This window comes from Salinarchaeum chitinilyticum (genome assembly GCF_055390775.1).
The window spans coordinates 888799-912887 of the sequence record NZ_AP043888.1; the positions used below are offsets into that span (position 1 = coordinate 888799).

Consider the following 24089-nt stretch of genomic DNA (forward strand, 5'->3'; position numbering starts at 1 on the left):
TCGAGGGCGTCTGCAGCGGGCGGTTTTACGGAGTCGTCGGGACGATCAGGTGCCCAGAAGCCCCCGATGTCTCGGGATTGACGCGCGTCGATCCCCCGACGGCACCACGATTTGCCGAACGTTCACGAGTGGTCAGTGTTCGAACTGCTCCGGAACGGAGCAGCGCAGCCGGACCTGGCAAATCCTGCCGCGCGCGAGGGCCGAATCCGGCCGATCGGGGTGCAAGACTTGCGAAATGGGCACTCCCGTCAGACGAGCTAGTTTGACGTTCGTCCGGAACGTGGCAATCGAGGCGCCGTTCTCCGACCGTTCAACCACCTTATACTCCATTATACAGATTGTATCTCTGACGACCGTCCCCCGTGGACGATATTATTGGACATACAACAACGCTAAGTCTTATATCCAAATGGTTCAAGCAGACTATCCGTGATGCGCAAGACGAACGATCACGTATTGGGTGAATCGAGTTACGATCGGAGGGAGATCGGTTCCCTCGGTTCGGAGACCGAAACTACCGACGACGAGGTGACGGTCGGATGCTGAGCACGCTTCCGGTGCAGATCAGTGCCGACACCGCGGGAGCGATCAACTACTCCTGGGTGCTCGTCGTCTCCTTCCTGATCTTCTTCATGCACGCGGGCTTCGCCATGCTCGAAGCCGGGCAGGTCCGCTCGAAGAACGTCGCCAACCAGCTGACGAAGAACCTCCTGACCTGGTCGGTCGGTGTGCTTGCCTTCCTGCTCATCGGGTCGGGAGTCGCACCGCTGATCGGCGACCTGGTCGGGTCGACCGGCGGCTGGGCGTTCACGCCCAACAACTCGGCAGCGTCCTGGGGTAACGGCTGGTTCTACGGTGCCGTCTTCGCGATGACCGCCGCGACGATCGTGTCCGGCGCCGTCGCGGGGCGCGCGAAGCTTCGCGCGTACGTGCTCTACACGTTCCTGCTCGCAGCAGTCATCTACCCGGTCGTTCTCGCATTCACCTGGTCTGGCTACTGGGTTACCGAGTTCGTCGGGACTCCCTTCCAGGACTTCGCGGGTGGTATGATCGTCCACGGCATGGGCGGTATCGCCGGCCTCACGGCTGCAGCCGTACTCGGTCCGAGAATGGACCGGTACAACGAGGACGGCAGCGTCAACGTCATCCCCGGTCACTCGCTGACGTTCGCGGTGCTGGGAACGCTCCTGCTGGCCTTCGGCTGGTACGGCTTCAACGTCGGCACCGCGTCGATCGTCGTGCAGAACCAGGCGGGCGAGTGGGTGCTCAACGGGGGCGTCCTCGGCCGCGTCGTGCTGACGACCACCGTCGCCATGTCGATGGGTGCCATCGGCGCGGGCGGCGTCGCGTGGTTCAAGACCGGCAAGGTCGACACGCTCTACGTCGCGAACGGCCTGCTCGCGGGCCTCGTCGGCATCACGGCGATTCCAAACGTCGCGACGTGGTGGGGCGCGTTCGTCGTCGGCGGGCTCGCCGGCGCACAGCTGCCCCTCGTCTTCGGCTTCGTCGAGAAGACGCTCAAGATCGACGACGTGTGTGCAGTCTTCCCGGTCCACGGCTCTGCCGGTGTGCTCGGGACGCTCCTGTACCCTTTCGTCGCGACCGACGCGGCACTAGATGGTACCAGCATCGTCGACGCGTTCATCGCCCAGGTGCTGGGCGTCGCGATGATCGCCGCATGGACTATCGCCGCGACGGCTGGTATCTGGTACGCCCTCAAGCTCGCCGGCCAGGCACGCGTCACGCCCGAACACGAGCGTGAGGGGCTCGACGTCTCCGAACACGGCGTCGACACCTACCCCGAGTTCGGCAAGCCCGACGTCGCCACGGACGGCGGCACTGCGATCCCCGAGGAGAAGCTCCGGACCGACGGCGGTCAGTTCGCCACCGACATCGAGATGGTCATGGCCGTCGTCCGGCCCGACCGCCTCGGTGCCGTCAAGAAGGCGCTCGCGGAAGTCGGCGCGCCGTCGCTGACGGTCACGAACGTCTCCGGCCGCGGCTCTCAGCCCGCGAAGAAGGGCCAGTGGCGCGGCGAGGAGTACACGGTCGACCTCCACCAGAAGGTCAAGATCGAGTGCGTCGTCGCCGACGTCCCCGCAGAGGACGTCGTCGAGGCGATCCGCGACGCCGCCAACACCGGCGAGCCGGGCGACGGGAAGGTGTTCGTCCTCCCCGTCACCTCGGCCACGCAGGTCCGCACCGGCGAGTCCGGCGTCGACGCGGTCTGATCGGATCACTGCGACACGATCGGATCGACGCAATCGGGTCGATCCGTTTCGATCCGCGAATCGCTGCGGATCGATTTCACTCGCGGATTCCTTCTTTCGGACGCTACGACGAGTAGCGGTAGCGTGACCGGTGGCGACGTTTCGCAATCGAACGGCTCCAGCAAAATCGACCCACCAGAACTACGCAGGCAGTTCTCCGTTCGACTGGTCGTTCGCCACGGCCGACTTTCAGTGACGATCTGTATCACCTCGGTTTATGTAAAAGCGAATATCACTTCGATCTAGCTCGATCACGATGCCAGCCAGTCCTTCAGGCGATTCGTCCGGCGGTCTGGAACCGTTGAGCGACGGTAGACGGATCGTTCGGCTGCTCGTGCTCGTAGGCACCCCGCTCGCGCTCGCGGCCGCCCTGTGGGTTCACCCACATGCAGGGGACGACGTGTACGCGAACGTCAAGCCAGTCGTCGACACGTGGCTCTTCCTCCACGTCCTCTTGCTGGGGCTGTTCGGCATGTTCGGCGTCACGCTCTACCTGTTGTTGGCTGACTACAGCGGCGCCGTCGCCACGATCGGACGTGCTGGAACTGCCATCTACCTCGTCGTTCACACGGGGTACGAGGCCATCGCCGGCGTCGCGGTCGGACTGGTCGTCAAGAACGGCCAGGAGCTTCCAGCCGAGCAGTCGGCGGGCGTCGAATCGACGGTTTCGACGCTGACTGGCGATCCGATGGTCGGCGCAATGGCGCTGCTCGGAACCACAGGATGTCTGCTAGCTGTCGTGGCTATCGCGACATTGTCCCGACGAGAGGGCGCACCGCTCGTCCCGCTCGCCTTGCTTTTCGGTGCGCCACTCGGACTGGTTGCTCACGGCTCGGTTCCGACCGGCCCGCTCCTCCTCGTGATCTTCGCGATCGGCGTCACCTGGCTCGAATTCGGGTGGAGTTCGCCGGCGACCGACGCGGACGATCACGCGTAGATTTTCCCCTCGATTCGCGTCCGCGCGTCCACCGTCCCCGGCGACGTCGCCTCTCCCCGCTCAAGCGCCATCGTGACGCCGACGGCCGCGAGCACCGCGTCGAGCGCGTCGCCGTCGGGTTCGTCGATCGCCGATTCGCGGACGGAGGGAACGATCGTTGCCGGCCCCTCGGCGAGCGCGTCGACGATCTCGGCGCGGCGTTCCTCGGCGGCCTCGTCGTCGTCCTTGTACCCCTCGGCGTCGAGGTCGAGCCGGTCGAGCGTCACCGCCGGACAGGCCTCCAGCAGCCACGCGACGCCGGGGTTCGGCGGGAGCATCGGCAGCACGCTCGCGGCGTCGGCCCCGACGAGCGGCGCGAGCACCGACGAGATCGCGTAGTACGTGCTCGATCGCATCCGGAGGTTGTACGGCGAGAACGGCGCGCCGGTTTCCTCGTCGGTCGCTCGCTTGAGTTCGACCCGATCCCGATCGAGCGTCTCGGCGCGATCGCGACAGGCCTCCGCCCACTCGGTCGGTCCCTCGGCGCCGTTCGGGAACGCCCCCGCGAACGCCGGCCAGGTGTCGGCGTCGACGAGTTCAACGGGGAGGCCGAAGGGAACGTCCATCCCGACGATGGCGTCGTCGGCACCGGCGAGGAACTCCCGTAGCGCGGGCAGGCAGTCCTCGCGATCCGTCCCGGAGTCCGGGAGCGCCGCGCCGGGGAAGCAGCCCTCGACGACGAGCGTCCCCTGTCGCCGGGTGGCGCTGGCGAGCCAGACGTTGCGCCCGGCGTCCTGCGCGCCGCTGAAGTCGATCCCGTAGATCCGACGCCGACCAGTGGTGGAGCTCACCGGAACCGCCCCCGTGCTGGTCGGTAGCAGCCCTGTCGCCGCGTTCGGCCGGTCGAGTGGTGCCCGAGACCCCCGTCGCGTCGGCACATGCCGTAGCGATTTCGGGGCCTCCTACAAGTAGCTCCTGCCCGATTTCGGGATTTCGTGGCGTCCGGCGACGTCGAGGGCGACGCTCAGCCCACGGGGAGCACGACGACCGGTCGATCGGCGTCGGCCAGCACTGCGTCGGCGGTGGCTCCGAGGCCATCGGCCGACGCTGCCGGCGTTCCGGCGCGGCGACCGAGTACGATCTCGTCGACGTCGCGTTCCGACGCGACCGCGAGGAGTTCTGTCGCGGCGTCGCCGCGTCGCTGGACGGTCTCGACGTCCGGAAGGGCGAGCCTGACGCCGATCACGTTCAGGGCCTCCTGACCGTCGCGTTCGTCGGCCGGCGCGTCGGGATCGGCGTCGCCGTCGCTGGGCTCGTGGACCGCAACGGCGACGACCTCGTCGGCACCATCGGCGCGCTCGTCGAGGTAATCACACAGCGCCGCCGCAGTGTGGACGGTGTCGACGGCAGCGAGATATCGCATACGGAGGGATGTGAGCCAGGGCGGATGAACGTGACGCCGCGGGCAGCGGCTCCGACGAACGCGTCCGACCACGAACATGGGTCCGAACGGAGCGCATTCCGAGCGCGACTGGGCCCGAACTACCGCGTCCAAACCGAACTACCACGGCCGATCGAGGTCGTCGAACCCGCGTAGCCGGTCCCGAACGAAGTCCCACCCGGCAAACGGGAGGCACGGATGCTGACGGAAACGTACAAATGGCGAGCGGCCGATTTCCAGTTCGTGACGGAGTGGTCCCCGTGATCGAGTGGCTGCGAACCCGGATTCGACGGGCCTACGAGCGCCAGCTCGAGCGAGCCGTCGACGAGCCCCCAGAACACGTCGCAGTCATCCAGGACGGTAACCGTCGGTACGCCCGCAAACACGGCGCCGACGCCAGCGACGGCCACCGCGAGGGCGTGAAGACGACCCAGGACGTCCTCGAGTGGTGCCAGACGCTGGGCATCGAGGAGCTGACCCTCTACACCTTCTCGACGGAGAACTTCGACCGGCCCCAGGAACAGCTCGACGTCATCTTCGACCTCGCCGAGGAGAAACTCTACGATTTCGCCGACGCCGAGCGCGTCCACGAGAACGAGGTCTCGATCCGCGCCATCGGCGACGTCGAACGGCTGCCAGGACGGGTCCAGGAAGCGATCGACTACGCGGAGGATCGGACCGAGGGGTACGACGAGTTCGTGCTCAACATCGCGTTGGCCTACGGCGGGCGAGAGACGATGCTCTCCGCGGCACGCGACGTCGTCGACGCCGCTGCGACGGGGGAGATCGATCCGGCCGAGATCGACGTGGACACGGTCGCAGATCGACTCTACGATCGGCGGGTCCGCGACGTCGATCTGATCGTCCGGACCGGCGGCGACCAGCGAACGAGCAACTTCCTCCCCTGGCACGCCAACGGGAACGAGGCCGCAGTCTACTTCTGTGCGCCGTACTGGCCGGAGTTCTCGCGCGTGGACTTCCTGCGCGGACTCAGAACGTACGAACACCGCGAGGAGTCCTGGCGACGCACGCGAGCCCGCCGCGGGCTCGCGCTGTTGCGTGCGCTGGGCGGCGTCGAACTCGCCGAGGCCCGCGAGACGGTCAGACGGTGTCGCGACGCGCTCCCGGCTGCCGAACGACCGGCGGACGGCGAACCGTCCGAGATCCCGGAGTCCTCGGAGCCGACGGCCACGACCGAGTGACCGACGCCGGCTCGACGAGTCATCGCCCTCGTGGGGTCCACGTACTGCGACTACGCAATCACTTCCCGAAGCGGCGCGAGCGGTCGGTGTACTCCCGGATGGCACGGAGGTAGTCGCGCTTGCGGAAGTCTCGCCAGTTGACGTCCGTGAAGTACAGTTCGGAGTAGACGGACTGCCAGATCATGAAATCCGAGAGCCGCTCGGCACCGGTCTTGATGACGAGGTCCGGCTCCTCGGAGAGGACGAGTTCGGACTCGATGTCCGCCTCGTCGATGTCGGCCGGGTCGAGATCGCCGGCCGCCGCTTCTTCGGCCAGCGACCGCACGGCCTCGGTGAACTCGTGTTTACCGCCGAGCCCGACGCTGACCTGGATCTGCGCGTCGGCGTCGGTGTCGGTGCGTTCCTCCGGACCGTGGACGGCGACGGCCCGTGGCGCGTCGGCGGATTCGAGCCCGCGCCGGAGCGGCGAGACGGCCTCGGGGTCCAGCACGCTCACGTAGACGGTGACCCGCTCGGCGCCGTAGGCGAACGCCCACTCGAGGAACTCCGAGAGCGTGTCGTACGCGCCGGGTTCGAGCAGGTCGCGCTCGGTGATGACGAGGGCGACGTGGGCCGGTGGCGTGCCCTCGGATGCCCGGACCCGCACGGCGAGATACCGATCGTACAGTCCCACGAGGGAGTCGACGGTCGTCCGCGCCTAAAACGGTCTGATTCCGCCGATGGACGAGCTACCGGAGCGCCACCGATCTTTGCTACGGACGATCTGCCGTCGTAATTACCCGAGGGCTCCTCGCTGGCTCCAGAGTAGGCAGAGATTACCGCGCAGTCGGGCGTTCGGGAGGGTTAAGTGATCCTCCGTGAAAGCCCCGGTACTGTGAACCAGAGCGTGCGGCGAGCCGGTGCCTTCGCTGCAGTGGGGGCGCTCGCGCTGGCTGCGCCGCTGCTGGGACCCACTGCGATCGTTCCCTTCCTCCTGGTGGCCGCAGCGGCACTCGTGATCACGAACGGCCCGGTGTTCGAGCTGTTCGCGCGACCGACCGATCGCGAAGCCGGACGGCTCCGCGCGCTCTTCGACTTCGCGCTCGCGGCGACCGTGCTCGGCGGGCTCTCCGTCTTCGGCGACCTCCCGATCACGGTGTTCGCCGGCAGCGTCCTCCTCGTCACGGTCGGGAACCTCGGCGCAGAAGTCGTCCGCGTCCGCGCCTCGATCGCACCGGCGATCGGCTTCCTCGGTGCCGGCTCCGTCGGCGCGGCCGTCGGCATCGCGGTCGTGAGCGTCCTCGCCGGCGAGGGGCTCGCCGCGGGGAGCCTGCTCTTGCTCTGTCTGACCGGCGCACTCGTCGGCGCGCTGATCCGCTCGATGCTGTTCCCCAGGGACGAGCCCCCGGTCCTCCTGACCGTCGGGCTCGTGCTCTGGTTCCTCGCGGCCGTCGACGCGGGCGCGGATCCCAGCGCCGTCGCGATCGCCGTCGCGGTGATGGTCGTCTTCGGCGTCCTCTCCTACGTGCTCGACACCGCCTCGCTGGAAGGCGTCCTCGCGGGCGTCCTGCTCGGGCTCGTCACGATCGTGCTGGCCGATTACGCGTGGTTCGCGCTCCTCCTCACCTTCTTCGGCGTCGGCGGGCTCGCGACGAAGTTCCGCTATGAAACCAAGCTCGAACGCGGCGTCGCCGAGGAGAACGGCGGCAACCGCGGCGGGACGAACGTGCTCGCGAACTCGCTGGTCGCCGTCGGCGCGGTCTGTACGCTCGCCGCGATCGAGGCCGGATTCCTCGAGGCCCCGACGGCGCTCGTTCCTTTCGCCTTCGCCGGCGCAGTGGCGACCGCGCTCGGCGACACGCTCTCCAGCGAGATCGGTGGCGCGTTCGACGGCACCCGGCTCATCACGTCGCTGGAGCCGGTGCCGCCGGGAACCGACGGCGCGGTCACGTGGCAGGGGACCGCCGCGGGCGCGGTCGGGACCGCCACGATCGGGGTGCTCGCGCTGCTCGCCTTCCCGGACGTCACGATCGTCGGCGCGGTCGCGATCGGGCTCGGCGGCGCGGCTGGCATGACCGTCGATTCGGTCCTCGGCGCCGCGATCGAGGGGACGATCCTCGGGAACTCCGGCGTGAACTTCACGGCGACGCTCGCTGGCGCGCTCGCCGCGGCCGGAATCGCCGTCGCTGCCGGGATCGTGACGGTGTCTGGCGTCGCGTTCTGAAAATCGAACCGTCGCCGCTGCTCGTCAGCGAATTGTCGTCTGTTACTACTCGCCGAGCAGCGTCGCCGTCGTCCGGATCCGGACGTCCGTCGGGCGCTTCGCGAACTCGCCCAGCTCGACGGCGACGATCTCGCGGACCCCACGCTGGGCGGCGAGGTCGAGGAGTCGCTGTTCGAGCCGGGCGTCGAGGACGATCGTGGCCGGGACTGGGTCTGCTCCCTCCAGTTCGTCGAAGGCCGCTTCGGCGTCGGCGGTCAGCAGCTCCGTCGCTTCGGCGTCGAGGAATCGGACCTGATTCGTCCCCTCGAGTGCCTCGACGTGGCCGCGGATCGTTCGGGGTTCGGCGGCGGACTGCTCGCCGCCGCCGTCGTCCGCCACAGCCTCCGCAGTCGCGGCACCGGGCTCAGTCTCGACGTCTCCGGCAGCCGTCGCCGTCCCTCCGTCCGCAGCACTTCCCGATCCAGCCTGCCGATCGGGCGCTCCCGCAGCGCCAGCACCGTCGGCGCTGGCCGACCGGTTCGAGCCGTCTCCATCGGATGGGTTCCCTTCACCGTCCCCCGACACGTCCGTTTCTACGGTGTCGATATCCGTCGCCAAGACGCGATCCTCACCGGCGGCTGACGGGGCGTCGCCGGCAACTGATTCGTCGGAGTCGTCGGTCTCGCTCTCGCTGCCGGGCGTCTCGATCGCGGTCCCGCCGGACGTTCGGGCGCGCGCAGCGTCGGCGAGGTCGCTCGCGCTGGCGGCGTCGCCGAGCGCGGCGACGTCGACGGTGCTCCGGAGCGCCGCGAGGATCTCCGAGCGGGAGAGGTCCTCGACGGAGCGATCGATGGGCGCGAACGCCACCGCGTCGACGTCGCCGATCTGGCGGAGCTCCTGGAGGATCAGTTCGCCGCCGCGGTCGCCGTCGAGGAACGCCGTCGTCCGGCGTTCGCGAGAGAGTTCGGCGACGGACTCCGGGACGTCGGTCCCCTCGACGGCGATCGCGTTCTTGACGCCAGCGGCGAGGAGCGCCTTCACGTCCGCGCGTCCCTCCACGACGACGATCGCGTCGCCGTCCTCGACGCTGGGGCCGGCCGGGAGACCCTCATACGTCGTCACGTCCGCGGTCGCGACGCGACGGCGGACCTCCTCGACGATCTCGTCGCTGGTGGCACCTTCGAACTCCTCGAGGAGCAGCTCCTGGGCGCGATCGACGACGGTCCGGCGCGTGGCCGCGCGAACGTCCTCGAGGTTCGTGACCTCGATCGTGGCACGGCAAGGGCCGACGCGGTCGATCGTCTCCAGTGCTGCGCCGAGGGTCGCGGTCTCGACCCGATCGAGACTCGTCGCGATCGTGATCTCGCCGGCGGACTGGCCGCCGGCGGTCTGGACTTCGACGTCGATGCGGCCCAGTTTGGAGGACTCCTGGAGCCGGCGGATATCGAGCTCCTCGCCGAGGAGGCCCTCCGTCTGGCCGTAGACGGCGCCGACGACGTCGCTGCGCTCGACGACGCCGTCGGCCGCGAACGCCGCGTGAATGAGGTACTTTGCGGAGTTGTCCATGTGTGGTGGGCGACGGTCGGGGATCGAGCCGTCGGCCCGAGAGTTGGTTCCATCTAGGGCGATCGGCACGCAAAGTCCTATCGGATGGCAGACCACAGCGCGCGATCCCCAGGGAGCCAGTTTGCTCAACGCGAGGCCGTGCGGGACCCGCTCACCGAACCCAAGGATTGCGCGAATCGTGGGGAGCCCCCGATCACTCAGCGCGACGCCTCGACGACGGGCTGGAGCGCCGCGGTGGCATCGCCGTCGAATCGCAACGGCCGTCGCCACCACGGCCCTTTCCCGGAATCCGCGGAGAGCTCCGTGACGATCCGGTTCGCCGCCGTGCCGCCGCTGGGCGTCGAGAGCGGGATCGCAGTGTCGAGCAACCGGGACCGGTCGGGATCGCCGAGCAGGAAGACTGCAGCGTCGGTCGTCTCTCGCCTGACGTGGGCGTTCTCCGCGAGGCGGTCCCGGTCGGACGCGGGCAGCGCCTCGTAGTCCTCGCCCGGGATCGGGTCGCGGTCGAGTTCGAAGACGCCGATCACGAACGCACCCCACGATGGCGGGCGCCAGTCGGTCGGAGTCTCCTCTCGGTCGTCGGCGGAGAACTCGAACGACGCCGAGCGCCCGCAGGGCGGTTCGGCGTCGCCCGCGCCGTGATCGACGGTCCGGAGCGTCGCGTAGAACAGGACGAGATCACCCGCGTCGAGGTCGAGGAGCGGCGCTGCCTTCACGCCGTGTTCGTCGCCGTAGGTGTAGTCCGAGCAGTGGGGATACTCGGCGAAGGAGGGATCGAGGTGGAGTCTCGTGTCGCGATGGGGGTCGGGGATCTCGACGTCCAGATCCAGATCGGCGTAGGTCGGGACGGCGTCGACGGCCGCTTCGGCGATGGGCTCGCGCTCGGGGATCGGCACGTAGACCGCGCGTCCCGCCGGCGAGATCGGCCCGCGAAAGCCCGGCAGGGAGCTGTTCGCGCCGACGTTGATCGCGACCGCTCGTTGCACGATCGGAGGTGGTACTGGCCCGGGAAAAGCCTCGCGCCCGCTTGCGGTTGCGGTGGTCGACGTATCGAAACGTTCAAAGTTGGAAACGGGTAAGAGTCCTATGCGCGCCTGGGTAGCTTAGTGGTAAAGCGCGTCCTTGGTAAGGACGAGACCCCGGATTCAAATTCCGGCCTAGGCTTTCTGCGAGGAACGGACGTGACGAGCGAAAGCCGTACGCGGGATTTGAATCCCTGCCAGTCGCACGCCCGGGAGCACAGCGAGCGAAGCGAGTGAGCACCCCGGACCGCCTGGCTCCGGATTCAAATTCCGGCCGAGGCTCTTCTCGCGATTCGACGACTGAGGAGCGTCGCGTCGAAGGGGTCCAGCGGCAGTATACACCGGCTGTTGATACGCCCGAAGCCCACACGCTCACGTTGATGCTGGAACTCTACCAGTCAGAAGGCTGTCCCCACTCCAAGAACGTCCGCGAGAAACTCTCCGAACTCGGCGTCTCCTACGTCGCGCACAACCCCCGGCTGCCGGGCAACGACGGTGGCGACGTGACGAACGAAGTGACCCACGATCGGCTCGTGGCGGGCGGCCAGGACCAGATCCCCTACCTCGTCGACACCGACCGAAACGTCGCGATGTACGGCAGCGAGGACGTCGTCGAGTATCTTGAAGCCCACTACGAGTGAGGAACGACAGCGACAGACACGAGTCCGCCCCCGGAGATCCAATCGACACAGCTTTTTTCAGAATCGAGCCTAATATTCCAATTGCAGCATGTCCCGGAGTAGCGACACCGACGAGGCGGTACAGCGCGTCAAAGACGCGTTCGACAGTGCCGCTCGGGAGGCCGATCAGATCAGCGACAAGGCCAAGCAGGAGTTCGACGAGGCGATCGACGAACTCGAAGCGAAGGTCGAGCAACTCCGCAACTGACTGCTGTGGCCACCGGCCGTCGAGCCGGCAGGTCGAGCGTTCGTTTCTTTGGCGATCGGAGCCCGTCGGTAGCGCCAGGCCAGTCGATCACAGTATGAGGCTCGCCGATCGGGGCTCGGTCGGTCTCACCGGACGACCGTGACGGTCGTCGGCGCCCGTCGCACGATTTTCTCGGCGACGTTGCCGAGCAGCACCCGGGAGACGCCCTGGCGGCCGTGGCTGCCGACGACGATCACGTCGACGCCCTCCGCCTCTGCGAACTCGACGATCTCCTGGGCGGGCTTGCCCACCGCCGTCTCGATCCGGAACTCGGCGTCGGCCTCGTCGATCAGCTCCCGGACCTCCTCGGAGAGCTCGACGGAGCCCTCGTCCTGGGCCTCTTTGAGCCGTTCCTGCAAGAGATCCCAGCCGGCCATGAGGTGGCCGCCGGACATCTCGATGACCCGGAGCAGGACGATCTCCTCGTCGGGATACTGATCGATCGCGTGCTCGACCGCTTCCTGTGCCGGATCCGAGCCGTCGTAGGCGACGAGAACCGTCATGGAGGACACTGCGTCCCGGTCGGGGATAAATCTCCCCGAAAACGAGTCACTTGGGGAGGTAGCGGACGCTGAGGAGCCCCTCGGCAGTCCGGAGCTCGACCCGCACTGCACCGAGCCGTGCCGCACGCTCGATCGTCGCCTCGTCGTCGAGGACGTCGGCGGCCGCCTCTGCCTCGCCGCCCGCTGGCACGGCAAGCACGTGCACCTCGCCCTCGCCGGCGCGCTCGTAGCGTTCGAGGTCGCCGGTCGCCATCGACTCGGCGGTCTCGATCGAACGCCGCGTCGGTTCGAGGTCGACCCGCTCGGCCGGAATCTGCCGTCGGTCGTCGATCTCGGCGCTCCAGGTGACCTCCATTGGCGGCTCGGCTGTCAACGTCGCGTCGACGACCTCCAGCCGCTCGAGGCCGGGGTTCGTCGAGAGCGTGTGGAGCTGGCCGTCCTCGACGTCGCGCAGGATCGCCGACTCTGCGTCGGCCTCCGTGACGAGGAAGGTGCCAGTCGTCGTTGTCATGGGGCTCCGTCGGTCGGGCAGCCCCTTCGGCCTTGCGCGTTGGAGTCGACGGTAGAATCAGTTCGCCGCGACGGTAGAATTAGTTCGCCGCGGACTCGTCCTCGCCGCGGTCGGTGATCACGCTGGCGCCCGGCAGCGCTCTGGCGATCTTGCCGAACCAGCCCAGTTTGAACAGCCCGAACTGCGTGAGCACGCCCAGGACGAACAGCCCCAGGAAGATCGGGTCGTCGAGGGCGACGACCAGCGGATCGATCGTCACGTCCTCGGCCGCGGTCTCGAACCCGTCCATGGTGAGCTGCGTCGAGGCGAAGGCCGCCCCGACGAAGGCGGTGATGCCGATCAGCGCGGTTTTCGTCAGGAACATCGCGAGGAAGGCGAGCACGATCCCGGTACCGAGCGCGACGCCGGCCTCCGGGAGGAGCCCACTGACACCGACGAGGTCGGTGACGAGGTAGATCCCGAGCACGCTGCCGACCGCGAAGCCGGCGATCGCGACGACCATCGAGAGCACGGTGTAGGCGACGATCACCCCGGCGAGCACCCCGATCCCGACGGCGGCGACCGTCGCAAGCGTGCCGCCGAGGCCGATCGCGCCGCCAATCGTCGGTGCGATCAGGTAGCCAGCACCGCCGCCGAGCACCGCGCCGAGCAACGCCACGCCGTAGACCGAGAGCGCGGCGCCGAACAACAGCAGGAGTCCCCCCGCCAGGATCAACGCGATTCCGATCAGATCGATCATATCCACTGCGTGGATGCGGTGGTAGGTGAATCTTGCCCACAGGGTCCGACGGGGTGGAGGCCGATGGAACTGCGAGCAGGCCACGAACGCAAAATCTTCGCTGGAGCGCGCTCAGGTGTCCGCGGAGTCGAGCCTGGACGGTGCGCCGAGCCCGCCGTGGTAGTACACGCGGAGCGTGTGTCCCGCGTCGATCTGCACGACGGCAGCGTCGCCCTCATTGACTCGCTCGGGGAAACGGCCGACCGGAACGCGATCCCTGCCGTCGATCGTGATCGAGAGGTCCGCGCCCTCCACGACGTCGCCGCCGGCGTGGACGACCCTGAGATGCGTCTCGTTGATCCGCTCGACGGTGAAGTCGATCTCGATCTCCTCACCGCCACCGCCGCTGGAGGCCTCCATCGCACCGAAGACGGCCAGACCGGCGCCGAGGACGACGAGCACAGCGAGGACGACCCCGAGCACGTCCAGCTTCCGATCGGGGCTCACGGGCATACCCCAACCTGGGCCACGGCCGCCCCTAACGGTTGTGAATGCCGACGGCCTCTGGCCCGGCTTTCCCCCGGTATTCGGGGCACACGGCAAGTCCGGCTGGTGGAGCGGATGGGTCGGGAGCGACACACCGACCCGACGCGATCGATGCTGAGCGCTAGCAGGGGAACGCTGGTTTCAAGCGCGGGGCCCGGATACCACGGGTCATGTACGACCGGATCAAGGGGTTCCGGGACACCTACCCCGAGGAGATGGGCGCTCGCCGCTGGCTGTTCGACTCCATCGAGTCGACGGCTCGCGGGTACGGCTTCCGCGAGATCGACACGCCGGCGCTGGAACGCACCGAGATGTACGTCGACAAGAGCGGCGAGGAGATCGTCGAGGAGCTCTACAGCTTCGAGGACCAGGGCGGCCGGGACGTGGCGATGACGCCGGAACTCACGCCGACGGTCGCCCGGATGGTCGCCGAGCGGGGCCAGGAGCTGAGCAAGCCGATCAAGTGGTTCTCGACCCGGAAGTTCTGGCGCTACGAGCAGGTCCAGCAGGGCCGCTTCCGGGAGTTCTCACAGACCAACGTCGACATCTTCGGGTCGAAGGAGCCGGACGCCGACGCCGAGATCCTGGCCGTCGCCGCGGAGATGCTGACCGGGCTCGGTCTCGAGCCCGACGACTTCGAGTTCCGCGTCTCCCACCGCGACGTGCTCGGTGGCCTGCTGGAGGCCTTCGACGAGGATGGCAGCGGCGACGGCGCCGGCGTGGATACCGAAGCGGCGATCCGCGCCGTGGACAAGCGCGCGAAGCTCGAACGGCCGGAGTACCTCGACGAGCTCGTCGCAGCTGGACTCACTGCCGACCAGGCCGAAGAGTTCGACGCCCTCCTCGACACGCCGGAGGACGACCTCGAGGAGCTGGTCGAGTTCGCGGACAACGATCGAATCGCGGAGGCGATCGAGAACCTTCAGGCGGTGCTCGCGGCCACCGACGACCTGGGCGTTCGCGAGTACTGCACGCTCTCGCTCTCGACGGCCCGTGGTCTCGACTACTACACCGGCACCGTCTTCGAGTGTTTCGACGCCACCGGCGAGGTCTCCCGCGCGGTCTTCGGCGGCGGGCGCTACGACGACCTCATCGGCGACCTCGGCGGCCCCGACACACCCGCCGTCGGCTTCGCGCCCGGCGACGCCACGCTCTCCCTGCTCTGTCAGCGCGCCGGCGTCTGGCCCGAGGAGACCGTGACGACTGACTACTACGTCCTCCAGGCCGGCGAGACCCGTCCACAGGCCGCCGCGCTCGCACGCGAGCTGCGGAGTCGCGGCCACGTCGTCGAGTCCGACGTCGCCGACCGCGGGTTCGGTGCGCAGTTGGACTACGCCGACTCGATCAACGCCGAGACGGTCGTGATCGTCGGCGAGCAGGACCTCGAATCCGACGAATACACGATCAAGGACATGGACACTGGCGACCAGACGACGGTGCCCGTCGACGAGTTCCCCGGCGAGCTCGAGCGGCCGACGTTCGAGGACGTCGCCTGAAACCGGCGGTCAGATCGATCCCCGATCGCTCAGTACGGGCTGACCGCCAGTCCGTCGACGCGGTCGAACTCGCTGACGTTTCGTGTGACGACAGGCTCGTCGCGGACGCTCGCGGTCGCGGCGACGAACGCGTCGAGCGTACCGATCGGTTCACCACGGTCGTCCAGCGTCTGAAGCAAATCGGCCGCCGTTCGTGCTGTCCTGTGATCGAACGCCACGACCGAGAGGTCCTCGACGATCGTCCGAAACGTCTGGAGCCGTGTACCACCACCGAGACCTCGCTCGACTTCGGCAATGGAGGGGGTTGCCACGCCGGTCGGACGTGGGTCGTCCCGGAGTTCGTCTCGTTTGGCGAGCGCCGCCTGATCGCGCGCCATCACGTCGATCAGGAAACAGGAATCGAGGATCACGCGTATCGGTCCATGTCTTCGTCCAGGTTCGTCCGGAACTCCTCCATTCGCTCACGGACTCGTTCGGCCTCGTCCTCCGCCAGCAGTCCTTCCAGACGATCGAGCGGATGCTCGTTTTGCTCCGCTGCGAGCAATCGCTCGACCACGTCCGAGAAACTCTCGTCGTCGCCCTTCGCGGCCTTCAGCTCCCGGTAGACGTCGTCGCGGAGGCTGACGTTCTTGCTACTCATATCTGTGGATTTGTTCTCTACATATATGTACATTGGGCCGGACGGAGCCAGTCGCAGGCTGGTTCGAAGTGCAGCGACGTGACTTTGTGCCGTCGCGATCGATCGTGCCCTGTGCGAGCCTTTCGGATCGCCTACGACGGCCGACCGTTCTACGGGTTCCAGCGCCAGCCCGACGTGCCGACCGTCGAGGACGCACTGCTCGACGCGCTGGAGGCACTCGACGTGCTGGATCCCGGCGCCGATGCTGACGGCGGCGTTCGTCCGATTCCACCGGGGTACGCTGCCGCGGGGCGGACCGACGCCGGCGTCTCTGCGCTCGCCCAGACCGTCGCGTTCGAAGCGCCGCCGTGGCTCACTCCGCGAGCGCTCGACGGCGCACTCTCCGAGCCCGTCTTCGCCTGGGCATACGCGGACGTCCCCGACGGCGAACCGGATGCGAGTGCCGACTTCCACGCGACACACGACGCGACCCGACGGCGCTACGTCTACCAGCTCCACGCGCCGGACGCCGATCCCGATCTCGCGACGGCGGCGTGCTCGCGGCTCGCCGGCGAGCACGACTTCGCGGCGCTGACGATGGACGACGACGGCACCGTCAGAACGCTCGAAACGGAGGTCGAATGGGAGAAGCCGTACCTCGAACTCGAGGTCGCAGCGGGCGGCTTCCCTCGACATCTCGTCCGCCGGATCGCGTCGCTCGTCCGGCTCGTGGCCGAGGGCGAACGACCGCCGTCCTTCGTTAATGCCCTGCTCGATGGGTCGAGCGTGCCGGCGAGCGACGGCGTCCCGACGGCGGCTGCCGGACCGCTGGTGCTGGCGGCCGTCGAGTATCCCGACCTCGCATTTTTCGTCGACGAGCGGGCCGCAAGCACCGCGCGCCAGGCGCTGGCCGAACGGCGGGTCGAGGCCGCGACGCGCGTGCGAACGATCCGTCGGATCGAGGACGGGATCGACTAGCCGATCGTGGACTGCCCGGCCAGTCACCCCAACGGGTTTAGTCCCGGCACATCCTATCTTCGATCGTGTACGAGGGGGCGACGACCGTACCGGAGGGGGTTCCGTGAGCGAGGAGCCGCGGGACGACGAGCGCGCTGAAGACGATCCCGTCGATGGCCCACAGTGGCGCTCCCGCCTCGAAGCCGTGGGCGAGCTCACGCCCGAGATCGTCGAGCAGATCCTCGCCGTCCACGGCGACCGCGGGAGCCGCGCGATCGACGCCGTCGGCGAGGGCCGCGTCAAGGGGTACAAGGATTTCACGGTCGTCGTCGGCAACAGCGACGAGTACGTGATCGAGGAGGGTGCCTGTACCTGCAAGGACGCGACCTACAATCTCGATCCCGAGGACCCCACCGCGCTGTGCTGGCACGCGCTCGCCGCCGAGATCGCAAAATCGGTCGGCGCAGTCGAGCACCACGACATGTACTACTCCGAGGTCCGGGACTTCATCTGAGCCGGTGAGCGATGGCCTCCCGATCGGAAGCCAGTGCTACGACCGGTACCCTGTCCGTACTCTGACTACCGACGCCTCGGGAGCGACGTCGGTCGTCCAGGTACCGGTTCGACGACCAATCGTACCCGTCCAGCGATGACTTGCCAATGGCCATTGCCAACGACACCATTCTTTTTCCGGTACGGGCGGGATACCCATCCGGACACGTGCAGAACCACGACCACACATCCACTGCGACGGTGGACGCGATCGCAGCAATGGGCGACGAAGACGGTCCGAGCGACGGACTGACGGATCGAAGCGACGACGCTGCCGTACCGGCTGAATCCGGGCAGCCCGCGTCTCCAGAAGCGGCGGCGACCCGTCTCTGTGAGGGGTTCAAGCACCACGACCGGCGCAACCGGGAGCGAGCCGTCGACGCCTTCGCTGCGGTCGATCGCTTCCAGTTCGCACACGTCGACCAGAACACCGCTCGCCAGGCGGCCGCGGCCTACGTCGACTCGTTGTGGGCCAAGGACGACGTGGAGGACCGCTACCGGCTCGAAACCGACGACGAGGACGCGATCGATCGGGACGGTCTCGCCGAGGCCGACTGGAGCCCGGTCGAGGCCGCGCTGGACGAGCGGGCGACGCTGGTCGGGATCGATCCGGAGTACGCCACGCTCACGACGACGGGCTGGCGCCGTCACAAGGTCGGCGGCGACTACTGGACGCCCACCCTCCGCGCCCAGCAACTGGAGCTCCAGACCGCGCTGCAAGAGCCGGCCTATCCCGAGAAACCCCGGCACGGGAAATCCGGCGGCGGTCCCGAAGCGACGCGGTACCTCCTCGGCATCGAACTCCACGACTGCCGGCGGTGGACAGAGGCGAGGAACGTGATGGTGCCCTACTTTGCGTCGATCGAGGAGGCCACCGATCGCGCCGGGCAGGCGGGAGACTGAGGACAGCCGCCGTCCGGGGACGCAGGTCCAACTGCGGAGTGGAACTGACACCACTCGTCCTCCAGTCGGTAGCAGCGATCGGCGAGCAGCACGCCGGCGGTCGAGCTCTCAACCGCTGATCACCAGGACCCAATCGGCGGATCCGGTCAGTCGTACGCCGTTCGGGACTCCGAAACGATTAGGTCGAGTTACGCGATACCCAGAACCATGCACACCGGAAGCAGCATGGACTACGCGCGGCTGGCGAAAGGCGGATTCCTCCTCGGCGCTGGGCTCTTCGTCGTCGGGGCACTCGGCGAACTGATCGGACACGCAGTGTTCGGATCGCTCCCCGCGTGGGAGGCGACGCTCTTTTTCGACATGGTGGTCCTCGGCGTCGTGATCGGGCTACTCTCGCCGTTCGTGTTCGGGATCTTCCTGCCGCTGGTGGACTGAGTCGGTCGTTGCGACGGGCGGTCGCGGTCGTGTAGCTACGTGGGAGTGCGCAGCCGCTCGTCGACGTCGATCGGAGACGAAAATGCGAGTGGCGAAGCGGCGTTACCGCGCTGCGGCGGCGACGCGTTCCTTCTCTTCCTTCTGGCTCACCGCGTAGGTGTCGACGTCGTCGTTGGCTGCGCCGAGCAGCTGGTCGGCGAGGGCGTCCTCGACGTCGACCGGGGACTTGAACGACGCGTTGTACGTTCCCTGGGCGAGCAGCTCGAGGGCGGTGTCGACGCGGCGCTGGGGCGCGACGTCGACGGCCTTCGGAACGGAGATGCCACCGTACTTCAGGCGGACAGTCTCCTCGCGGGGCGCCGAGTTCTCGACGGCCTCGACGAGGGTCTGGATCGGGTTCTCGTCGGCGCGCTCGTCGATCTCGCGGAACGCCTCGCGGACGATCTTGGTCGCCTGCTGCTTCTTGCCCGTGTTCTCCTCGGTCTGCATCAGCCGGTTGATCAGTCGCTCGACGATGGAGATCTCGCTCTTTGCGAACTGCTTGTCCGCGTGGCGGCCCATGCTGTGGGCGACGGGCGTGACCGAGATGTACCGTTCCGTGCTCGGATCGGAGTACTCGATGCCCTCGATCTCCCACTCGCCGAACAGGAGCGGCTGGGATGCTGTCTCGCTCATGATTATCGCACCGGCTTCTCCGCGTTCCCGCGGACGAGCTCGAGCATGGCCACGCCGTTGACCTTCTCGACCTTGTAGTTCACGCCGGAGATGTCCCCCATCGCGCGACCCTTCGCACCGCCGATCCCTGCGATGGTGACCTCGTCGTGCTCGTCGATGAAGGAGATCGCGCCGTCACCGGGACAGAAGGCAGAGACCTGCTTGCCGTTCTTGATCAGCTGGACCCGGACACACTTCCGGACAGCGGAGTTGGGCTGCTTGGCCTCGATGCCGATCTTCTCGAGTACGATGCCTCGTGCCTGGGGTGCGCCCTCGAGCGGGTCGGACTTCTCCTTGAGTCCCCGCTCGCGTCGGGCGTACTCCGAGTCGGACCACCGGTGCTTCTGGCGGTCCTTCTGGAGCTTGCGCCCCGCGTATTTGCCGTTCGCCATAGTACACCGGCGTACCCGACCGAGGCACGTAAGGGTTCCCTTTCGAACTCGGGCGCGACGGCCCGAGCGAGCGCGAGCGGGGCCGTTCGAGCGATCTCAGCGCGCTATTCGTCCTGCGAGTGACTGTGTGGGCGTGAGGGAGATGGGGTTGGTTTTGGATTCACTGTATTCTTTTTATAAGCTGTGGCCTCCGAAAGCCCCAGGGCGCTCGGTACACCGTCGGAGCAAGCTCCGACGAGGTCACACTCGCTTCGCTCGCGTGACTCCCGGGGCTCGCTACGCGCTTCGCTCGGTCGTGCCTCCCTCGCTCCAGTGCTTACTTCGCCCGGGGACCGCCGGGGGCCCTACCCTTTCGATGCCCCGCCCACCGCACCTCATTCCTCCCCAGCCTTCTGCGCTGCTCACTACGCTGCGCTGCTCGGCCCTCGCGCGCTGGCTTGCGAGGGCTGCTCGCCCGCGCCGGGGCTCGCAGCCCCGCCAGCGCGCGCCGACGCGGTCCACCGGTGTTTTGCGATTGGTGGAACATTCAATCCGGGTGGGACTCCGGAAGGGGCCGACCGCTCGATCCGGCCCCGACGAAGCAAGCACTGGAGGCGAACGAAGTGAGCCGAAGCGCGCAGCGAGTCGCGGCCGGTCGAGCGGGAGGGGGCTTCCGTGGCGGAATTCAACGCAGTCATCTCAAATGACCGAAACCCAACCCCTACCACCAGCACCGTTTTGCTCGTTCGACCCGAACTCTCCTAGGGCATGGAGGACGTCAGAACGGGGCTGTCCTACGGGGACGCCCTGCTCGTCCCGCAGCGCTCGCCGGTCGACAGCCGGAGCGACGTGGATCTCACGACCCACCTGACCGGCGATATCCAGCTCGAAACCCCGCTCCTCTCCGCGCCGATGGACACGGTCACGGAGTCCAAGCTCGCTATCGCGCTCTCGCGAGCGGGCGGCTTCGGCACGATCCATCGGTTCATGGACGCCGACCAGCAGGCCGCGGAGGTCCAGGCGGTCACCGATGCCGACGAGCGCTGTGGCGCCGCGATCGGCATTGACGAAGACTACCGCGCTCGCGCAGAGGCGGTCCTCGACGCGGGTGCAGCCTGTCTCGTCGTCGACGTGGCACACGGTCACCTCGAGCGCTGCCTCGACGCGGTCGCCGACCTCCGGGCCGCCTTCCCCGGCGCGGAGATCGTCGCTGGCAACGTCGCGACGAAGGAGGGCGTACGGGACCTCGCGAGCGCGGGCGCCGACGCGGTGAAGGTCGGGATCGGTCCGGGCTCGCACTGCACGACGCGCGTGGTCGCCGGCGCGGGCGTTCCACAGCTCACCGCCGTCGACGACTGCGCCGACGCAGCCGCGGCGCTCGCGACGGCCGACGGTGGCGACGTACGGATCGTTGCCGACGGCGGGATCCGCTCCTCCGGCGACGCGGTGAAGGCGCTGATGGCTGGCGCGGACGCGGTGATGATGGGCAGTCTCTTCGCGGGCACGGAAGAGGCGCCGAGTGAAGTCGTGCTGATCGATGGGACGCGGTACAAGCGCTCGCGCGGGATGGCGACGACCGCTGCAGCGGAGGACAGGGCGGACAAATCCGCCGACGACGGGGCAACGGAACTCCCCGCCGCCGACGAGGGCGTCGAGGGGTTCACGCCGTACAAGGGGCCCGTCGCTTCTGTCGCCGAGGAGTTCGCCGCCGGGATCCGCTCCGGGCTCTCCTACTGCGGCGGCGAGACGATCCCGGCGGCGAGAGCGAACGCCGAGTTCGTGGCGGTGGCGGGCAGCGCGAAGGAACGGGAGGGCGCCCACGGCGATCACGAGTGGGAATCCGTCTCCGTGGATTCGGTCGGGCAAACCGGCGACGACTGAGCGTCCGGGTAGCAACGCTCCAGAACGCGATCGAGAAACGGCCCGTGACAGCGTGAACGAATCGTCGACGAGACCGAACGAAGAGCCCGTTCAGGTGCTTCGCTCCGTTCTCGTCCGTCGAAAGCGGCCCGCGTTGCCGTTTCCGTCCCGGAAAGATGGACACGATCGTCCACCGCACCCCACAATTTATCCGTATGCGTGTGACGAAGTCACGCACGAACGTGGTGACATCGGTGTCTGTGGGACCGTTTGGCACCATTTGCTTATATACTCCGGCGAAACATTTTTAAGGCTTTCTACCTAACGTACGGTTAAGTGATCAGGGCCCCGCGGGATCCATTTCTTCACCCCGTCTCCCCGATCCAACCACCATGACCGAGGAAGACATTCGCACCCGGACAGCGCAGCGAGACGAACAGGAGACAGACCGCCGCGAGCGAACGAGCGAACGCGACGAGCAGGAGACCGAGGAGATCGACGAGGAGGTCCAGTGTCCCGAGTGTGGCGGCGCACTCCGGAACGACGAGGAGCACGGCGAGACCGTCTGTGAGGACTGTGGACTCGTCGTGGAAAGCGACGAGATCGATCGCGGGCCCGAGTGGCGCGCGTTCGACTCCCGCGAGAAGGACGAGAAGAGCCGCGTCGGCGCCCCGACGACCAAGATGATGCACGACGAGGGGCTCTCGACGAACATCGGCTGGCAGGACAAGGACGCGTACGGCCGCCAGCTCTCCAGCCGTCAGCGCGAGAAGATGCAGCGCCTGCGCACCTGGAACGAGCGGTTCCGCACGCGTGACTCCAAGGAGCGCAACCTCAAGCAGGCGCTCGGCGAGATCGACCGGATGGCCAGCGCGCTCGGCCTCCCCGAGAACGTCCGCGAGACCGCCAGCGTCATCTACCGCCGCGCGCTCGACGAGGACCTCCTTCCCGGACGCTCGATCGAGGGCGTCGCGACGGCGTCGCTCTACGCCGCCGCGCGACAGGCCGGCACGCCCCGGAGCCTCGACGAGCTGGAGGAGGTCTCCCGCGTCGACAAGATGGAGCTGACCCGGACCTACCGCTACGTGGTCCGCGAGCTGGGCCTCGAGGTCCAGCCCGCCGACCCCAAGCAGTACGTGCCCCGCTTCGTCTCCGACCTCGGACTCTCCGATGAGGTCGAACGACGCGCACGACAGCTCCTCGACCGCGCCCAGGACGTCGGCGTCCACAGCGGCAAGTCGCCGGTCGGCCTCGCCGCTGCCGCGGTGTACGCGGCCTCGCTGCTGACCAACGAGAAGGTCACGCAGAACCAGGTCAGCGACGTCGCGGACATCTCCGAAGTGACGATCCGGAACCGCTACAAGGAGCTGCTCGAGGCCGCCGAGGGCGACGACGGCTCGGCTGCGCCGGCCTGATCTCGCGGCCGGCGACGCTCGCTACCGTACTCCGCTAACCACGCACTCTTCGCGAATCGTTCGTTCCAGTCAGATCGTCGGTCGAGAACCGACGTTCGTGGGCCAGTACACCAGTTTCGGAGCGACAGTTCCGGCCCACGCCAACAACCACCGTGGTATTTGCCCTCAAGACTTTTCCCGATGTCCACCGTGGTGACCATGCGATGAACGAAGCGTACGTTCGACTGTTGTGCCCCGAGTGTTCCAAGGAGTGGGAGTCGACGCCCTCCGAACTGCCCGCCCACGACACCGTGTTTCACTGTCCGAACTGCCACAACTCTCGGCGGCTCGCGGAGTTCGCGCGCACCGATCGCGACCTCGAGACGATGAAGTCACTCGGCGCCTAGCGAGCCGCGAGCCGTAGCGCAGGGCGTCGCGAGCGAGGGATCCGACGGGTCCCGGCAGCGCTGGCGATCGCAGGCTGCTCAGGCGCTCGTCGGCGAAATGGCGCCACAGGCCTCACAGCGGACGACCAGCGTGCCCTTCTCTTTCTCCAGCCGCGTGTCGGGAAGGCCACACTCCGAGCAGGTGACGAACTCCTCGGTGTAGGCGTCGAGGGCGTCGGAGATCCGGCGCTCGGAGAAGGAGCCGGTGAGGCGGGCGCGCCCGCTCTCGTCGATGTGGGCGCTGGTTCCGACCTCGTTCTGGAGGGCCTTCAGGACGTGCTCGGGGTCACGGGAGAGCGTCGTCACCGTGTCCTGAAAGTTCTCGTAGACCGTGACGTTCCCCTCCTGGCGCACCTCCGGATCGGGAACCGACAGCCGCGCGGACTCGTCGCCGATGTCGGGCGTCTCCTCGAGCGCTCGGTTGAGCTTGTCCTCGTACTCCATGTATACCGCATGCAGGCACTGCCTAAAAAGAGTTCAGCTCCCGAGAAGCACGACAGGCATCGGCTGAACTGTCACGGTTCCGGACGGGTCCCAC

The 24089-nt window shown here is 67.6% G+C and carries 28 protein-coding genes and 1 tRNA gene; 15 read left to right on the forward strand and 14 right to left on the reverse strand.

What is annotated here, in order from left to right:
• The first annotated feature begins 539 nt into the window (after positions 1-539).
• Positions 540-2231, forward strand: coding sequence for an ammonium transporter (locus ACZ5KP_RS04350; protein ID WP_460920266.1), 1692 nt, complete (start codon positions 540-542; stop codon positions 2229-2231).
• Positions 2232-2604: 373 nt separating this feature from the next.
• Entirely contained in the window at positions 2605-3207 is a 603-nt protein-coding gene (locus ACZ5KP_RS04355) for a hypothetical protein (protein WP_464761885.1), read from the forward strand.
• Here the strand turns inward: ACZ5KP_RS04355 and ACZ5KP_RS04360 are convergent.
• On the reverse strand, positions 3198-4037 hold the full coding sequence (locus tag ACZ5KP_RS04360; RefSeq protein ID WP_460920271.1) for a DUF429 domain-containing protein: 840 nt from the start codon (positions 4035-4037) through the stop codon (positions 3198-3200). The two genes, ACZ5KP_RS04355 and ACZ5KP_RS04360, sit on opposite strands and share 10 nt — an antisense overlap.
• A gap of 173 nt (positions 4038-4210) precedes the next feature.
• Positions 4211-4609: a universal stress protein gene (locus ACZ5KP_RS04365; RefSeq protein WP_460920273.1), complete on the reverse strand. Its 399-nt coding sequence runs from the start codon at positions 4607-4609 to the stop codon at positions 4211-4213.
• Between the two features lie 278 nt (positions 4610-4887).
• Here ACZ5KP_RS04365 and uppS point away from each other — a divergent pair, with 278 nt between their 5' ends.
• Positions 4888-5829 (forward strand): polyprenyl diphosphate synthase, encoded by a 942-nt coding sequence (uppS, locus tag ACZ5KP_RS04370; RefSeq protein ID WP_460920275.1) that lies wholly within the window; start codon positions 4888-4890, stop codon positions 5827-5829.
• 58 nt (positions 5830-5887) lie between these two features.
• On the opposite strand, the gene ACZ5KP_RS04375 is transcribed toward uppS, so the two are convergent.
• A complete protein-coding gene (locus ACZ5KP_RS04375) occupies positions 5888-6502 on the reverse strand; it encodes an undecaprenyl diphosphate synthase family protein (protein WP_460920277.1) in 615 nt (204 codons plus the stop codon).
• A gap of 201 nt (positions 6503-6703) precedes the next feature.
• On the opposite strand from ACZ5KP_RS04375, the gene ACZ5KP_RS04380 reads away from it, so the two are divergent.
• Positions 6704-8032 carry a DUF92 domain-containing protein gene (locus ACZ5KP_RS04380; protein WP_460920279.1) on the forward strand — a complete coding sequence of 443 codons (1329 nt, stop codon included), beginning with the start codon at positions 6704-6706 and terminating at the stop codon, positions 8030-8032.
• 45 nt (positions 8033-8077) lie between these two features.
• On the opposite strand, the gene dnaG is transcribed toward ACZ5KP_RS04380, so the two are convergent.
• The gene (dnaG, locus tag ACZ5KP_RS04385) at positions 8078-9577 is read right to left on the reverse strand and encodes a DNA primase DnaG (protein ID WP_460920281.1); all 1500 of its coding nucleotides are present in this window, start codon (positions 9575-9577) and stop codon (positions 8078-8080) included.
• A gap of 197 nt (positions 9578-9774) precedes the next feature.
• Positions 9775-10563 carry an Nmad3 family putative nucleotide modification protein gene (locus tag ACZ5KP_RS04390; RefSeq protein ID WP_460920284.1) on the reverse strand — a complete coding sequence of 263 codons (789 nt, stop codon included), beginning with the start codon at positions 10561-10563 and terminating at the stop codon, positions 9775-9777.
• A 106-nt stretch (positions 10564-10669) separates the two neighbouring features.
• On the opposite strand from ACZ5KP_RS04390, the gene ACZ5KP_RS04395 reads away from it, so the two are divergent.
• The 3 genes from ACZ5KP_RS04395 (at position 10670) to ACZ5KP_RS04405 (ending at position 11487) form a co-directional block, all read left to right on the forward strand.
• Positions 10670-10741, forward strand: a tRNA-Thr gene (locus ACZ5KP_RS04395).
• A gap of 238 nt (positions 10742-10979) precedes the next feature.
• Entirely contained in the window at positions 10980-11240 is a 261-nt protein-coding gene (locus tag ACZ5KP_RS04400) for a glutathione S-transferase N-terminal domain-containing protein (protein ID WP_460920286.1), read from the forward strand.
• Between the two features lie 88 nt (positions 11241-11328).
• On the forward strand, positions 11329-11487 hold the full coding sequence (locus ACZ5KP_RS04405; RefSeq protein ID WP_460920288.1) for a hypothetical protein: 159 nt from the start codon (positions 11329-11331) through the stop codon (positions 11485-11487).
• A gap of 125 nt (positions 11488-11612) precedes the next feature.
• Here ACZ5KP_RS04405 and ACZ5KP_RS04410 read toward each other — a convergent pair whose 3' ends face one another.
• The 4 genes from ACZ5KP_RS04410 to ACZ5KP_RS04425 form a co-directional block, all read right to left on the reverse strand.
• A complete protein-coding gene (locus ACZ5KP_RS04410; RefSeq protein ID WP_460920290.1) occupies positions 11613-12029 on the reverse strand; it encodes a universal stress protein in 417 nt (138 codons plus the stop codon).
• Between the two features lie 46 nt (positions 12030-12075).
• Positions 12076-12540: a DUF5812 family protein gene (locus ACZ5KP_RS04415; protein ID WP_460920292.1), complete on the reverse strand. Its 465-nt coding sequence runs from the start codon at positions 12538-12540 to the stop codon at positions 12076-12078.
• Between the two features lie 79 nt (positions 12541-12619).
• Complete coding sequence (locus ACZ5KP_RS04420; protein ID WP_460920294.1) at positions 12620-13279, reverse strand: phosphate ABC transporter permease; 660 nt, start codon at positions 13277-13279, stop codon at positions 12620-12622.
• 111 nt (positions 13280-13390) lie between these two features.
• On the reverse strand, positions 13391-13771 hold the full coding sequence (locus ACZ5KP_RS04425; protein WP_460920295.1) for a hypothetical protein: 381 nt from the start codon (positions 13769-13771) through the stop codon (positions 13391-13393).
• Between the two features lie 203 nt (positions 13772-13974).
• Here ACZ5KP_RS04425 and hisS point away from each other — a divergent pair, with 203 nt between their 5' ends.
• Positions 13975-15300, forward strand: coding sequence for a histidine--tRNA ligase (gene hisS / locus ACZ5KP_RS04430; RefSeq protein WP_460920297.1), 1326 nt, complete (start codon positions 13975-13977; stop codon positions 15298-15300).
• Positions 15301-15329: 29 nt separating this feature from the next.
• Here hisS and ACZ5KP_RS04435 read toward each other — a convergent pair whose 3' ends face one another.
• Together ACZ5KP_RS04435 and ACZ5KP_RS04440 are read right to left on the reverse strand one after the other, a co-directional pair.
• A complete protein-coding gene (locus ACZ5KP_RS04435; protein ID WP_460920299.1) occupies positions 15330-15710 on the reverse strand; it encodes a PIN domain-containing protein in 381 nt (126 codons plus the stop codon).
• The gene (locus ACZ5KP_RS04440; protein WP_460920301.1) at positions 15707-15940 is read right to left on the reverse strand and encodes an antitoxin VapB family protein; all 234 of its coding nucleotides are present in this window, start codon (positions 15938-15940) and stop codon (positions 15707-15709) included. The genes ACZ5KP_RS04435 and ACZ5KP_RS04440 overlap by 4 nt, the downstream gene beginning before the upstream one ends.
• 111 nt (positions 15941-16051) lie before the next feature.
• On the opposite strand from ACZ5KP_RS04440, the gene truA reads away from it, so the two are divergent.
• The 4 genes from truA to ACZ5KP_RS04460 all read left to right on the forward strand — a co-directional run bounded on the left by truA (position 16052) and on the right by ACZ5KP_RS04460 (position 18766).
• The gene (gene truA / locus ACZ5KP_RS04445; RefSeq protein WP_460920304.1) at positions 16052-16897 is read left to right on the forward strand and encodes a tRNA pseudouridine(38-40) synthase TruA; all 846 of its coding nucleotides are present in this window, start codon (positions 16052-16054) and stop codon (positions 16895-16897) included.
• A 103-nt stretch (positions 16898-17000) separates the two neighbouring features.
• On the forward strand, positions 17001-17390 hold the full coding sequence (locus ACZ5KP_RS04450) for an SWIM zinc finger family protein (protein ID WP_460920306.1): 390 nt from the start codon (positions 17001-17003) through the stop codon (positions 17388-17390).
• 257 nt (positions 17391-17647) lie between these two features.
• Positions 17648-18331: a hypothetical protein gene (locus ACZ5KP_RS04455; RefSeq protein WP_460920308.1), complete on the forward strand. Its 684-nt coding sequence runs from the start codon at positions 17648-17650 to the stop codon at positions 18329-18331.
• Positions 18332-18538: 207 nt separating this feature from the next.
• Positions 18539-18766 carry a DUF7860 family protein gene (locus ACZ5KP_RS04460; RefSeq protein WP_460920311.1) on the forward strand — a complete coding sequence of 76 codons (228 nt, stop codon included), beginning with the start codon at positions 18539-18541 and terminating at the stop codon, positions 18764-18766.
• Positions 18767-18868: 102 nt separating this feature from the next.
• On the opposite strand, the gene ACZ5KP_RS04465 is transcribed toward ACZ5KP_RS04460, so the two are convergent.
• A complete protein-coding gene (locus tag ACZ5KP_RS04465) occupies positions 18869-19441 on the reverse strand; it encodes a 30S ribosomal protein S7 (RefSeq protein WP_460920313.1) in 573 nt (190 codons plus the stop codon).
• A 2-nt stretch (positions 19442-19443) separates the two neighbouring features.
• Positions 19444-19872 carry a 30S ribosomal protein S12 gene (locus tag ACZ5KP_RS04470; RefSeq protein WP_248515020.1) on the reverse strand — a complete coding sequence of 143 codons (429 nt, stop codon included), beginning with the start codon at positions 19870-19872 and terminating at the stop codon, positions 19444-19446.
• Positions 19873-20619: 747 nt separating this feature from the next.
• Here ACZ5KP_RS04470 and ACZ5KP_RS04475 point away from each other — a divergent pair.
• The 3 genes from ACZ5KP_RS04475 to ACZ5KP_RS04485 all read left to right on the forward strand — a co-directional run bounded on the left by ACZ5KP_RS04475 (position 20620) and on the right by ACZ5KP_RS04485 (position 23512).
• Complete coding sequence (locus tag ACZ5KP_RS04475) at positions 20620-21732, forward strand: guanosine monophosphate reductase (protein ID WP_460920315.1); 1113 nt, start codon at positions 20620-20622, stop codon at positions 21730-21732.
• 371 nt (positions 21733-22103) lie between these two features.
• Positions 22104-23126, forward strand: coding sequence for a transcription initiation factor IIB (locus tag ACZ5KP_RS04480; RefSeq protein ID WP_460920317.1), 1023 nt, complete (start codon positions 22104-22106; stop codon positions 23124-23126).
• A gap of 203 nt (positions 23127-23329) precedes the next feature.
• Positions 23330-23512: a DUF7836 family putative zinc-binding protein gene (locus tag ACZ5KP_RS04485; RefSeq protein WP_460920319.1), complete on the forward strand. Its 183-nt coding sequence runs from the start codon at positions 23330-23332 to the stop codon at positions 23510-23512.
• A 78-nt stretch (positions 23513-23590) separates the two neighbouring features.
• On the opposite strand, the gene ACZ5KP_RS04490 is transcribed toward ACZ5KP_RS04485, so the two are convergent.
• Complete coding sequence (locus ACZ5KP_RS04490) at positions 23591-23995, reverse strand: translation initiation factor IF-2 subunit beta (RefSeq protein WP_460920321.1); 405 nt, start codon at positions 23993-23995, stop codon at positions 23591-23593.
• Positions 23996-24089 lie beyond the last annotated feature (94 nt).